This window comes from Deltaproteobacteria bacterium (assembly GCA_011375175.1).
GTDB lineage: Bacteria > Desulfobacterota > GWC2-55-46 > GWC2-55-46 > DRME01 > DRME01.
This window is the reverse complement of record DRME01000063.1, coordinates 63279-75978: the sequence shown is the minus strand read 5'-3', so window position 1 is coordinate 75978 and position 12700 is coordinate 63279. Positions and strand designations below refer to the sequence as shown.

Below are 12700 nucleotides of genomic sequence, written 5' to 3'. Positions count from 1 at the left end.
GTGCCGGGGAGTTCGGGCCGCAAAGGCGTAACAACCCCGCCTGGCGCGGGCCGAACTCCCCGGTACAGCCGAAGATCCGAATAACATACGATGGGACGAGGGGGGAACGTGGGCCTGTGGCCCTCGGGCCTATGGCCCTTCTACAGAAAGTTTCCCCCAGGCTGCCCGCGCCGGCTGCCTCGGGGGGCTGTGCCGGGGAGCTCGGGCCGCAAAGGCGTAACAATCCCGCCTGGCGCGGGCCGAGCTTCCCGGCACAGCCGAAGATCCGAATAACAAGAGAGTCCCCCCCAGCAAGAAGATGTGCGTGAAGAGTGTCATATCGGCGCCGCTTCCCTGGCTCGCCATGGTCGCGGCCGGGCTGTGGGGGCGGGCGGCCCGCATCGCCGGCCGCAGGGAGTTCTGGCTTCCCCGCACCCTGCGCATAACGCGCGAGGGGAGGCGCTTTCTCGCGCTGCTCATGGTCATCGCCGTGGCGGCCGTGAACACGGGCAACAACCTCCTCTACCTCGTCACGGCGGCGCTGCTCTCGCTCATCGTCATCTCGGGCGTCATGTCGGAGACGGCGTTGAGGGGCGTTACGGCAGGGCGGAGGCTGCCCGCCGGCCTTTACAGGGGCTCGCCCGCGACGGTGGGGATCGCCGTGGCCAACGGCAAGCGTCTCTTCTCCTCCTACTCGGTGACGGTCCGCGAGATGGACACGCCCGGGCTCGAGGCGGCCCCGGCCTACGCGCTCCGTCTGCCGCCGCGGGGGGACGCCCTGGTGACGACGACCTATCTCTTCACGAGGAGGGGGCGCTACAGGCTCGAGGGCTTCAGGATCACGACCCGCTTTCCCTTCGGTCTCTTCACCAAGGGAAAGCTCTGCCGCCGTCCCCAGGAGGTCGTCGTCTTTCCGGCCGTAAGGCCCGTGGAGGCGGCCGGGAGAGGCGGCCCCGCCGGGCGCGACGGCTCCTCCAGCGGCCGGCGCGGCGAGGGCCACGACTTTCACGGGCTGCGCGAGTACACCCTCGGCGACGACTCCCGGCGCATACACTGGCGCTCCACGGCCAAGGCGGCGAGGCTGCTGGCCAGGGAGACCGAGGTCGAGAGCGAGCGCAGCGTCACCATACGCTTCGACAACTACCGCCCCGGCGGCGCGCCGGACCGGGCGGAGCTGGAGTTCGAGGAGGCCGTGGACCGGGCGGCGAGCCTTGCGGCCCACTACATCGAGCGGGGCTACAGCGTGGGGCTTCGCACCCTCGGCGAGAGGCTTGCGCCGAGGGGCGGTCCGGCGCAGCTGCGCGCCGTGCTGACCGCGCTCGCCCTCACGGAGCCCGTAGAGGGGAGCGCCGCGGCGTCCCTCTCCGTCACGGTGGAGCCATGAGCTTCCACGCCTGTCTTCTCATAACGACCTACGTCATGACGGCCGCGGGCCTTGCGGCGCTCATGCTCGTAGAGAGCGTCGGGGGCGGCTTCGTCGCGGCCGTGGCCGCGGCCTGCCTTGCGAGCCTGCCCGTCAACCTGAGGCGCAGGCCGCCGCTTCCCGGCGCCCTGTGGAACGTCCTCGCCCTCGTGCTCTTCGCCGTGTTCGTCTCCTTTCACTACGCCCTGTCGGCCTCCCTCATCGACACGCTCGCCCGCTTCCTCGCCGTGCTCATGGCGGCCAAGCTCTTCGACATGAGCGCCGCCCGCGACTACGTCCTCCTCTTCGTCCTCGTCCTCTTCCTCATCCTCTCGGCCGCCGCCTCCACGGTGAGCCCCGCGTTCCTCGCCCTGCTCGCCCTCTTCGTCATAGGCGCCATCTGGGCCATGATACTGCTCAACCTCAGGCGCGACTGGGAGGAGTCGGCCCGGCGGCCGGACGCCGAGCCGCCGCCGGGACTTCTGGGGCCGTCCTTCTTCCTGTACACCGCGGCGCTCACCTGCGCGTGCCTCGTCATGACCATGGGGCTCTTCTTCATCCTGCCCCGCATGGCGGCCGGTTTCTTCCAGACGCGAACGCTCGACACCGTCAAGATATCGGGCTTCTCCGACAGCGTCGAACTCGGCGCGATGGGACCCGTCAAGCTCGACGACACGGTGGTGATGAGGGTGGAGTTCCCGGGGCTCGGCTCTCCTCCCGCCCCGCTCTACCTGCGGGGCCGGGCCCTCGACACCTTCGACGGCAGGCAATGGAGCGAGGCCCTCGAGCAGCGGCGGCTCGTGAGGGGCGGCAACGGCCGCTTCCGGCTCGCCGGGGCCGCGCAAGGCGCGCTTCTCGCTCAGCGCATAGTACTCGAGCCTCTCGAGACGGAGACACTCTTTGCCGCCGGCAGGGCCGTCGTCGTGGAGGGACGGTTCAAGAACCTCTGGGTCGACTCCAAGGGGGCGGTCCGTCTCCCCTCCCCTCCCTTTTCGAGGACCGAGTACAGGGTGTGGTCCCGTCCCGTGAACGGCGACGGGTCGGCGCTTGCGCGGAACGAGCGCCGATTGTACCTGGAACTGCCACGGCGGCTATCGCCACGGGTGGCCGGGCTCGCGCGCACCGTGACCGCCGATGCGTCAGGCGACCTCGAGGCCGCCTCGGCCATAAGACGCCACCTGACGGAGAACTACCGCTATACGCTCGACCCGGCGCCCGGCCCCACGGGAGACCCGGTAGGCGACTTCCTCTTCCACACCAGGGAGGGCTACTGCGAGCACTACGCAACGGCCATGGCCGTGATGCTCAGGACCGTCGGCATACCGTCGAGGCTCGTGACCGGTTTTCTCCAGGGCCGGTGGAACGAGTACGGCGACTACCTGGTGGTGCGCAACAGCGACGCCCATACGTGGGTCGAGGCCTATATCGAAGGGGCGGGCTGGATGCGCTTCGACCCCACGCCGGGCCAGGCGCCCGCCCCGGACTCCGGGGTATCGACCCTGGCCCTCCTCATGGACTCGCTGCGGTGGAGGTGGATAAAGTACGTCGTAACCTACAGCTCGGCCGACCAGTTGAGGGCCGCCGCCGGGCTCGAGCGCCGGGCCGGCTCGATGCTCGGCTCCCTGCGGACCTGGCTCAAGGGTCTGGGGGCCAGGGCATGGGGCGCGGGCGAGGGGGCCGGGGGAGGATTTCCCGTTACGGCGGCGCTCTCCACGGCGGCCGTCGCGGCGGCGGCGCTCTTCGCGCTCCGGCGCCACGGCCGGCCGGCCGGCGCCGGCGGCGACACGCCCGCCTATTACAGGGAGATGCTGAGGGTCCTTGAAAAGAAGGGCTTCCCGCGTCGCCCCTCGGAGACGCCCTCGGAGCTTGCGGCAAGGTGCGGCTCGGCCCACGTGCGGGCCGTGACCGAGGTCTTCGAGGCCCACCGCTACGGCGGCGTGGAGCCTCCGGCAAGGGTCATGGCCGAGGTGCGAAGACGCATAAAAGGGTTGTCGGCCTCTCCCCTCTCTTCGGGGAAGAGGCAAGGGGGGAGAAGAGACGGCGGCTCCTGAGGCACCGCGTTGTCCGCGGTGACCAGGCCCGCCCCGGAAGGCGGACGCCGAAGTCGAGCCGGCGGCCTCTTATCGTCCGAAGACCACCGTCCTGTTGCCCCCCCTGTCGAGCCCCCGGCGCACGCACCGGCGCAGCTCCTCCATGATGTCCACCTCGCCGTCCACGGGGAGGCCGATTACGCCTATGGTGACCGTGACCCCCTTCCCGTCGCCCGAGACCGCGGGCACGCTCATGCGCTCCACCATTATCCTCAGCTTCTCGGCGGCCTTGAGCGCCTCGTCGGCCGTGATGCCCGGCATGAGCACTGCCAGCTCGTCGTCCTCGAGCCTTACCACCGTGTCGGCCTTGCGCACGTTGCCCTTGAGCTTCCTTGCCAGCTTCTTTATGAGCTCGTTGCCCGAGAGATAGGAGTTGGAGACGTTGAACTCGTCGAAACGGTCGATGTCGACGAGAAGCACCGAGAAGATGTGGCCGTAACGGGTGCAGCGGCTCAGCTCCCTCGATAGCACGATGTTGAAGTACCGCCTGTTGAAGAGTCCCGTGAGGGGGTCGACCATGTTGGCCTTCTCCGGGTAGGCCATCTCGAGAAGGTGTATCTCCGAGAGGAGGTCCTCCTTCTTGAACTTCGACTTGTGGAGGATGTTCTGTATGTCGCCGCCGAGTTTCTCCTTGTCGGCCTCGGTTATATCCTTGGCCGTGAATATCATGACCGGTATCTCCCTCGTCATGGGGTGCTCCTTGAGGGCGTCTATGACGTCGAAGCCGCTCAGGCCCGCGAGCATGAGATCGATGATGATGATGTCGGGCGTGCGCTCCTGGGCCAGGGCCAGGGCCTCTTCGCCGCGCCGGGCCGTTATGACCGAGAAGCCCTCGCCCCTGAGCATCTGGTCGAGGAAGTCGAGGACCTTGCCGTCGCTGTTCACTATGAGGATGGTCGTGCGCTTGTGGCGCGGCTGCCACGCGGTGCCGACCCGGCTGAGAAGGTCCACGAGCCCGTCGCGCCCCGGCGACGGTTTTACGAGGCAGTCGACGGCGCCGAGGGCGAAGCCGAGCTCCTTGCGGTCCGAGACAGTGATGATGAGCACGGGGATCTCGCAGGTGAGCGGGTCGCTCTTGAGCTCCTTCATCACGTCCCAGCCGTCCTTTTTCGGTATGTTGACGCTCATGACGATGGCGAAGGGTCTCTCCGAGCGCGCCTTGACGAGCAGGTCCTCGCCGTCCGAGGCGGTTGCGACCCGGTAGGACTCGCTCTCGAGGTAGGCGTCGAGCATGCGGTTTATCTCGTCGCTCTCGCTGGCCACGAGGATGAGCGGCCGCCGTGTCTCGGTCTCGGCCCCGGGCCTCTCCACGGCGGGCGCCGGCTCCGCCCCGCCGCCGTTGGCCGCCGGCTGGGGCAGGCGCACCGTGAAGGTGCTCCCCTTGCCGAACTCGCTCTCGACCATGACCTCTCCATGATGGAGCTCCACGAGCTTCTTGGTGAGCGAGAGCCCCAGGCCCGTGCCTCCGTACTCGCGGGTGGACGAAGGGTCTATCTGCTCGAACTCCTTGAAGAGCCTGCCGCGGTCTTCCTGCTTTATCCCTATGCCCGTGTCCTTCACCGAGATGAAGAGCGAGCGCTCGGTGGCGTCCCCCTTGGGGTCTTCCCGGATATGCCAGTCCACGTAGACGGAGCCGCCCTCGCGGTTGAACTTGACGGCGTTGGAGAGGAGGTTTATGAGTATCTGCTTGAGCTTTGCCCTGTCGGCCGCGACGACGGGACCGCCGTCGCCCTGCCTGTAGCCGAGCTCCACGCCCTTTTTCTGGGCCATGTTCTTCACCGAGTCTACGGTCTCGCCAATGACCTCAAGGAGCGGGAACTCGTCGATGGTCACGTCCATGCGGCCGGCCTCGATCTTGGAGAGGTCGAGGATGTTGTTTATGAGCTCGAGCAGGTGGGTGCCGCTGGAGTTGATGAAGCCCACGTACTGGGCCTGCTTCTCGTTGAGCTCGCCGAAGTACCGCTCCTGAAGGAGCTCGGAGAAGCCTATGATGGAGTTGAGGGGGGTGCGCAGCTCGTGGCTCACGTTGGCGAGGAACTGGCTCTTGTGCCTGTTGGCCTCCTCGAGCTCCATGTTGGCCATCTCGATCTCGTGCTTGCGGGTGAAGAGCTCCTCGTTGGCGCGCCGCAGCTCCTCGGTCCTCTCCTCGACCTTCTGCTCCAGCCTCTCGTAGTAGTCCTGGAGGTACTCGGCCATGGTGTTGAATCGCCGGGCCAGGGCTCCGATCTCGTCTTCACTCTCAAGGGGGGGTATCCGTTTCTTGAGGTCGCCGGAGGCGATGTCCCTGGCCGCTTCTCCGATGGTGACTATGGGGTGGACGATGGAGCGCGTGAGCACGTACCAGAGGCCGGCGGCTATGAGGATGGCGGCCACCGAGAGACCGAGGGTGACGGTCTTCGTGACGGCCACGGACGAGGAGATGCCGCTGTAGACCTGCGCGGCGCTCCTCTTCTCGGCCTCCGTGAGGGAGCCGAGCGCGTCGAGACAGGCCGAGAAGGCGCCGGGCTCCTCCCTGTCGAGAAGCGCCCTCAGCCGGCCGCCGTCGCCGCTGCGCAGGGCCTCCACGGCGCGCCGCTGGACGTCGATGTACCTCGATAGGCTCTCTTCGACCTTCTCATAGGCCGGGCCGAGGGCCGGGGGCACCCCCATGATCCTGTAATCGGCGAGGAGCGTGTCGAGTGAAGCGCGGCGGCTCTCTATGAGGCCGTCGAGGCGGGAAGGCGACGGCTCGGCGGCGAGCACGAGGTGGCGTATGAAGTCCTGGCGCAGCAGGAGGTACTCGTGTTCGGCCCTGGAGAGGGTCTGGACCCTGCGGAAGTAGTCGTTGTAGAGGTACTCCGAGACATCGGAGATCCTGACGGCGTTATAGAGACCGACGGAGCCGCCTACGCCCATCATGAACAGCAGCAGGAGAAAGACGGAGCCCATCTTCCACGAGATGCTGAGCGAGCCGTAGATCCTGCCGACAGATTTTGCCATGATGGTTCACCCCATGAGTCTCCCCATCGGGTGCGGAGTCCGTCACTTGAGAAGCTTTTCCACGCTCTTCTGGAACTCCTTGAGGTTGTGGGACTTGGAGATGCACTGGTCGGCGCCGCAGCGGATGATGTTCTCCATGTCCTCGTTGCCGTAGGAGGTGACGGCCAGTATCTTGGTCCCCCGGGTCTTGTCGTCGGCCCGCAGCCTGCGGCAGACCTCGAAGCCGTCGATCTTGGGCATCCTGATGTCGAGAATGAGCAGCTCGGGCTTGAAGTCGCCCACCTTTATGAGCGCCTCGTAGCCGTCCATGGCCGTCTCTATCTCGAAGTCGTCCTCCATCATCTCGAGCGCGCCCTTGAGGTACTCGACGATGGCCGGGTCGTCGTCTATTATGAGTATCTTGCGCTTTTCGGGGAATATCTCGTCCTTGATGTGAAGCCTGTAACGGTCTATGAAGTCCTTGAAGTCGCTGCGCTCTATGCGGTAGTGGCCGCCGGGCGTGCGGAAGGCGTTGAGCTTGCCCGACGATATCCACTTCTTCACGGCGTTTATGGTGACATGACAAAAGGAAGCTATCTCGCCGGTCGTGTACGGCTTGTCGTCCCTCTCGATACCGTTGTGCTTGCCCTCTCTCACAGTCATCGCCATTACTTTCACCCTCTTACCGTTTGTCGCCTGCCCCGCGGCCCGAAGCGCCGGGGCGACCAACCCGCATCAGCTATAGAAATTATAACACACTTGAGCGGCCGGTTCATAGAGTTATATTTTGGAATATAATAGATCAGCCCCCATAAGGTCAAGACTTTTTTTAACTTTTCAACGGACGGCGGCCCCTCTGCGGGCCCCTCAGCCATCGAGCTCGCACCAGTTGGCACCTGTGCCGATATTGACCTTCAGCGGGACGTCAAGGCGCACGACGCCCTCCATGCGGGTCCTGACGATCTCCTCGAGCTCGTCGCGTTCGTCGGCGGGTGCCTCGAAGAGGAGCTCGTCGTGGACCTGGAGCACCATGCGCGATCTCATGGCCCGTCTTTCGAGCTCGCCGTCGACGGCTATCATGGCGGCCTTGATGATATCGGCCGCCGATCCCTGCACGGGCGTGTTGACGGCCATGCGCTCGCCGAGGCGGACGACGTTCTCCTTGCCGCTTGCGAGCTCCGGTATCATGCGCCGCCGGCCGAAGAGCGTCGTCGTCCATCCGAGCCTCCCGGCCTGCTCCACGGTCCTCTCGATGAACTCCCTCACCCTGGCGTAGTGGGCGAAGTAACTCTCTATGTAGGCCTCGGCCTCTGCGACGGCCACGCCCAGCTCCCTGGCGAGTCCGTAGCCGCCCATGCCGTAGATGATGCCGAAGTTTATGGCCTTGGCCCTGCGTCGCATCTCGGAGGTGACCTCGGCCGGCGGGACGCCGAAGACCGAGGCGGCCGTGGCGGTGTGGATGTCCTCGTCGTTTCCGAAGGCCTCGATGAGCGCCGGGTCGCCCGACATGTGGGCCACGAGACGCAGCTCTATCTGCGAGTAGTCGGCCGAGAGGAGCACGCTGCCCCGCTCGGCCACGAAGGCGCGGCGGATGCGGCGGCCCAGCTCGCTGCGAACCGGTATGTTCTGCAGGTTGGGCCTCGAGCTCGAAAGCCTGCCAGTGGCGGTGACGGTCTGGTTCAGCGAGGTGTGGATGCGGCCCGTGGCCGGGTCGGCGAGGGCGACGAGGGCGTCCACGTAGGTCCCCTTGAGCTTTGCAAGGCCCCGGTACTCGATTATGAGGCGCGGCACCTCGTGGAGTGGCGCAAGGGCGGTGAGCACGCCCTCGTCGGTGGAGTAGCCGGTCTTCGTCTTCTTGAGGGGCTTGAGCCCCAGTTCGCCGAAGAGGAGCGCCGAGAGCTGCTTGGGCGAGTTTATGTTGAACCTGCGGCCGGCGTGCCTGTATATCTCCTCCTCGATGGCGGCAAGGCGCCCCTCTATCTCGCGGGAAAGCATCTCGAGCTGCGCCGTATCCACCTTGACGCCCGCAAGCTCCATGCGGGCCAGTATGCGCGCAAGGGGCAGCTCCATGGACCGCAGAAGGGCCGAGAGGTCCGCCTCTTCGAGCCTCGCCTCGAGAAGCGGCGCGAGCTCTCCGAGGACCGAGGCCCGCTCGCAGCACCGGGCCGCCCTCGCCCGTTCGGAAAGCTCCCCGTGCTCACCCCCCTCCATGGGCGCAAGGCTCCTGGAGAGGTGCTCCAGCGCCACGGTCTCCAGGGCGTGGCCGCTTCTCGATGGATCGAGCAGGTAGGAGGCGAGCGAGGTGTCCATCACCACCGAGCGCGGCGCCACGCCGCGGCGCAGGAAGAAGAGGTGGGCTTTCTTGGCGTCGTCGGTCACCTTCTCGACCGTCCCGTCCTCCATGAGCGAGGCAAGGCCCCGCGGCAAAGGCCCTTCTCCGCCGAGAGGCATGTACCAGAGCCCGCCGCCGGCGGACGCGAAGGCCAGGGCCCCGCCGCCGGCGTCGTCGAGGTAGAAGGCGAGCGGCCCGGCGAGGGCGGAGCGGAATCGAGCGAAGGCTCCCTCGCCGTCGATGGTCTCATAGTCGATGTCCGGGCCGTCGCCGCCGCCGCGCAGCCCGCGCAGGAGCCTCTCGAAGCCGAGCTCCGCATAAAGCGCCGCAAGGTCGCCGCTCTCCGAGCCGATCTCGAGCCCCTCGAACTCCAGGTCCAGGGGCACGTCGGTGATGACGGTGGCCAGGACCTTGGAGAGGAAGGCAAGGTCCCTGTTCTCTTCGAGATTTTCCCTCAGCTTCTTGCCCGAAATCTTTGACAGGTCTGCATAAATATCGTCGATAGAGCCGTGGCGGTCTATGAGCCTCGTCGCCGTGCGCGGCCCTATGCCGGGCACGCCCGGTATGTTGTCGGCGGGGTCGCCGGCCAGGCCGAGCCAGTCGGGGATCCGTCCGGGCTCTACGCCGAACTTCCCGCGCACGTACTCGGGGGTCCGCACCCTGCCGGTGGCGGCGTCGATCATGACCACGCCCTCGCCCACGAGCTGGCAGAGGTCCTTGTCGGAGCTGACTATCTTTATGTCCACGGCGTCCGGGTCTTGCAGCGCCTTGACGGCCGTGGCGATGATGTCGTCGGCCTCGTAGCCCTCCATCTCCATCACCTTCACGCCCATGGCCTCGACGACGCGTTTTACGACCGGTATCTGCCGCGCCAGGTCGCCGGGCATGGGCGGGCGGTCGATCTTGTAGTCGCCGTAGAGGGCGTGGCGCACCGTGGGACCCTTGAGATCGAAGGCCACGGCCATGTGGGTGGGACGGTGCTCGCGCATGAGCTTTCGAAGGGTCTGCGTGAAGCCGTAGACCGCGCCCGTGGGCGTGGAGTCGGGCGCGGTGAGGTGGGGCATGGCATGGTAAGCACGGTAGACGAGGGAGTTGCCGTCCACCAGCATGAGAACCTTTCTATCACCGTCTCGACGATTTGACACCCCTGACACCTTTCTGTATAATTATTGCACCGGGGGAAATTTTCTTCCGTAGAAGGGCCACAGGCCCGCGTTTCCCCCCATCGTATGTTATTCGGGTCTTCGGCTGCACCGGGGGGTCGGCCCGCGCCAGGCGGGATTTTTTACGCCCTTGCGGGCCGCCCCCCCGGTGCAGCCCCCCGCGAGGCAGCCGGCGCGGGCAGGATACCTTTATGACGACCGCCATCCTCGTTATCGCCTTCTTCCTCATCCCCCGGCCGGCCGCGGCGCAGACCGACTGCGTCTCCATCGCGCTAAGGCACGTGGACGAGTTCGAGGCGGCGCTGGGCAGGGCCGTGGAGCCCCTCATGCCCGAGGCCGCGCCGGCCATGGAGGAGGCTTCCCGCAGGAGCGACGAGACGGCGCGGATGCTCAGGAACATCCGCTGGTCCGACGAGCCCGGACCGCGCAGGCAGCGCCGCGTGGCCAGGGTCTTCGACGACTACGCGGCGGCGCTTATCGACTCGCTCCGCTCCCTTGCGCCGCGGCTCGACCCGGACGGGCGCAAACGGGCGGCCGAGGCCGTCGATCTCCTCGAGGGGATGCGCCTTGAGGCGGTGGAGGAGATCAGGACCTCCACCGACTCGCACCCCAAGCCCCGAGAGCCGCGCCGCCCGGTTCCGCTCATCGACCGCTCGCCCTTCGAGGACAAACCCGAAGAAGGCGGCGGCAGGGGGATGTGGGACCGCTGAGCCCCCCGAAAAAGACTCTCAACTCCCCTCGATTCCGCATCAAAACCGAAGAGATCCGCCGCAGGGCGTCAAGACCCCTGAAGGAAGACGCCCCCTAAAGGAGCGCAGGCACGAGCGATGGGGACGAAGGCCGCCTTGCGCGCCGACGCCGCCGCGACCCCCATCAAGAACCCCTGTCTTTCCCTGCCCAAACACCTTCCCTGAAGGAGCGCAGGCACGAGCGCTGGAGACGAAGGCCGCCTTGCGCGCCGACGCCGCCGCGACCCCCATCAAGAACCCCTGTCTTTCCCTGCCCAAACACCTTCCCTGAAGGAGCGCAGGCACGAGCGATGGAGACGAGGGCCGCCTTGCGCGCCGACGCCGCCGCGACCCCCATCAAGAACCCCTGTCTTTCCCTGCCCAAACACCTTCCCTGAAGGAGCGCAGGCACGAGCGATGGAGACGAGGGCCGCTTTGCGTACCGACGACACCGCGACGCCCATGAAGATCCATTGTTTTTTCTTTGCCTACTTTCTTTTTTTTCAAAAAAGAAAGTAGGTCAGTCGGGGGCATCGAAGGCGTTTTTTATGAGCTCGCACCTTGTGCGGCCGTCGCGGATCTCGACGCTCACCACGTCGAAGCGGGCGGGCCTGTCCTCGAGACCGTGGAGGGCGAGGAAGGCGCGGGAGGCGAGCGTCATGCGGCGCATCTTGCGGGCGTCGACGGCGGCCGCAGGGGCGCCGAAGCCGGCGCCGGCGCGGGTCTTGACCTCGACGAAGACGATTGCGTCTCCGTCGGCGGCCACTATGTCGACCTCGCCGCGGCGCGTGCGGTAGTTGCGGGCGAGTATCCTGTAGCCCCTCGCCGTGAGGAGCCTTGCGGCCTCGTCCTCGCCGCGGCGGCCGAGCTCACTGTTCGCAGAGGTGCTCATCGGGAGATGTTCGCCTAAGGGTGTTCACCGGGAGATGCCGGAAAGGTTCCGGACATCGAGAATCCTGCCGAGGAACGTCCTGCGGTGTATGGGCGTGGGGCCGAGGGCGCGGAGGGCGTCGATGTGTCTTGCCGTGCCGTAGCCCTTGTTGCTGCCGAAGCCGTAACCCGGGTAGATGCGCTCGTAGGCCTCCATGATGCGGTCGCGCGCCGTCTTGGCCACTATGGAGGCGGCGGCTATGGAGAGGCACCTGGCGTCGCCTCCCTTGACGGTCCTCTGTTCGACGCCGAGGGCCGTTGTGTGGATGCCGTCGATGAGCAGGAGCCGTGGCCTGACGGGAGCAAGGCGGGCGACGGCCCGTTCCATGGCGAGGAGGGTCGCCCTGTGGATGTTGAGCCCGTCGATCTCGGCCGGCCAGGCAAGGCCAAGGCCCACGGCCCTGGCAGTGCGGAATATCTCGGCGGCGAGCCTCGTGCGAAGCCGCGGCGCGAGCCTCTTGGAGTCGTCGATGCCGATCTCTGGCGGCGCGCCCGCGAAGACCACCGCCGCGGCGGCCACGGGGCCAGCGAGGGGGCCGCGTCCGGCCTCGTCAACGCCTGCCACGGCCTCGACCCCCATCTTTCGGGCCTGGGCCTCGAGCTCCGCGGTGGGGCCCGGAGCCGACGCTTTCTCCCCTGCCATGGCGTGCCCCTCCGGCGTGAAGAGCGGCGGGATGAGACGGGACGCGGTGCCGCGGTCTCAGCGCCTTGTCTTGATCCTTGCGGCCTTGCCCTTGAGGTTTCGCAGGTAGTAGAGCCTTGCGCGGCGGACCTTGCCGCGGTTGAGCACCTTGACGGACTCGATGGACGGGCAGTGGAGGGGGAATATCCTCTCCACACCGATGCCGTAAGAGACCTTCCTGACCGTGAAGGTGGCGCCCGTGCCGCCGCCGCGCTTCCTTATGACCGTGCCCTGGAAGGCCTGGATCCTCTCCTTCTCGCCCTCCTTGATCCTCACGTTGACGACCACCGTGTCCCCGGGCCTGAAGTCGGGCAGGTCGGTCCTGAGAAATTCTTTTTCGATATCGCCTACGGTTGCCATGTCACCACATCCTCCCTATTCATGTACCGCTTCAACTAAAAGCCGCAACTGACTGTTGATCGTAGAATAATCACCG

General features: G+C 66.5%; 9 protein-coding genes. 3 read left to right on the top strand and 6 right to left on the bottom strand.

Annotated features, from left to right (window positions below):
* Positions 1 to 298 precede the first annotated feature (298 nt).
* Together ENJ37_05195 and ENJ37_05190 are read left to right on the top strand one after the other, a co-directional pair.
* Positions 299 to 1363 (top strand): DUF58 domain-containing protein, encoded by a 1065-nt coding sequence (locus ENJ37_05195; GenBank protein ID HHL39881.1) that lies wholly within the window; start codon positions 299 to 301, stop codon positions 1361 to 1363.
* Complete coding sequence (locus ENJ37_05190) at positions 1360 to 3432, top strand: DUF3488 domain-containing protein (protein HHL39880.1); 2073 nt, start codon at positions 1360 to 1362, stop codon at positions 3430 to 3432. The genes ENJ37_05195 and ENJ37_05190 overlap by 4 nt, the downstream gene beginning before the upstream one ends.
* Before the next feature lie 69 nt (positions 3433 to 3501).
* On the opposite strand, the gene ENJ37_05185 is transcribed toward ENJ37_05190, so the two are convergent.
* From ENJ37_05185 to polA, 3 genes are all read right to left on the bottom strand, one after another.
* Positions 3502 to 6450 carry a response regulator gene (locus ENJ37_05185; GenBank protein HHL39879.1) on the bottom strand — a complete coding sequence of 983 codons (2949 nt, stop codon included), beginning with the start codon at positions 6448 to 6450 and terminating at the stop codon, positions 3502 to 3504.
* Positions 6451 to 6492: 42 nt separating this feature from the next.
* Complete coding sequence (locus tag ENJ37_05180; protein HHL39878.1) at positions 6493 to 7098, bottom strand: response regulator; 606 nt, start codon at positions 7096 to 7098, stop codon at positions 6493 to 6495.
* 198 nt (positions 7099 to 7296) lie between these two features.
* Complete coding sequence (polA, locus tag ENJ37_05175; GenBank protein ID HHL39877.1) at positions 7297 to 9906, bottom strand: DNA polymerase I; 2610 nt, start codon at positions 9904 to 9906, stop codon at positions 7297 to 7299.
* Positions 9907 to 10115: 209 nt separating this feature from the next.
* On the opposite strand from polA, the gene ENJ37_05170 reads away from it, so the two are divergent.
* The gene (locus ENJ37_05170) at positions 10116 to 10634 is read left to right on the top strand and encodes a hypothetical protein (protein HHL39876.1); all 519 of its coding nucleotides are present in this window, start codon (positions 10116 to 10118) and stop codon (positions 10632 to 10634) included.
* Between the two features lie 538 nt (positions 10635 to 11172).
* Here ENJ37_05170 and ENJ37_05165 read toward each other — a convergent pair.
* The 3 genes from ENJ37_05165 to ENJ37_05155 are packed head-to-tail and all read right to left on the bottom strand — an operon-like array spanning position 11173 to position 12624.
* Entirely contained in the window at positions 11173 to 11544 is a 372-nt protein-coding gene (locus tag ENJ37_05165) for a YraN family protein (protein ID HHL39875.1), read from the bottom strand.
* 24 nt (positions 11545 to 11568) lie between these two features.
* Positions 11569 to 12225: a ribonuclease HII gene (locus ENJ37_05160; GenBank protein HHL39874.1), complete on the bottom strand. Its 657-nt coding sequence runs from the start codon at positions 12223 to 12225 to the stop codon at positions 11569 to 11571.
* A 57-nt stretch (positions 12226 to 12282) separates the two neighbouring features.
* Positions 12283 to 12624, bottom strand: a complete 342-nt coding sequence (locus tag ENJ37_05155) for a 50S ribosomal protein L19 (protein HHL39873.1) — start codon at positions 12622 to 12624, stop codon at positions 12283 to 12285.
* Positions 12625 to 12700: the final 76 nt, after the last annotated feature.

Excerpts from the sequence above, each read along its gene's own strand:
- ENJ37_05195 (HHL39881.1), top strand. The coding sequence starts at position 299 with ATGTGCGTGAAGAGTGTCATATCGGCGCCGCTTCCCTGGCTCGCCATG.
- ENJ37_05190 (HHL39880.1), top strand. The coding sequence starts at position 1,360 with ATGAGCTTCCACGCCTGTCTTCTCATAACGACCTACGTCATGACGGCC.
- ENJ37_05185 (HHL39879.1), bottom strand. The coding sequence starts at position 6,450 with ATGGCAAAATCTGTCGGCAGGATCTACGGCTCGCTCAGCATCTCGTGG.
- ENJ37_05180 (HHL39878.1), bottom strand. The coding sequence starts at position 7,098 with ATGGCGATGACTGTGAGAGAGGGCAAGCACAACGGTATCGAGAGGGAC.
- ENJ37_05170 (HHL39876.1), top strand. The coding sequence starts at position 10,116 with ATGACGACCGCCATCCTCGTTATCGCCTTCTTCCTCATCCCCCGGCCG.
- ENJ37_05165 (HHL39875.1), bottom strand. The coding sequence starts at position 11,544 with ATGAGCACCTCTGCGAACAGTGAGCTCGGCCGCCGCGGCGAGGACGAG.
- ENJ37_05160 (HHL39874.1), bottom strand. The coding sequence starts at position 12,225 with ATGGCAGGGGAGAAAGCGTCGGCTCCGGGCCCCACCGCGGAGCTCGAG.
- ENJ37_05155 (HHL39873.1), bottom strand. The coding sequence starts at position 12,624 with ATGGCAACCGTAGGCGATATCGAAAAAGAATTTCTCAGGACCGACCTG.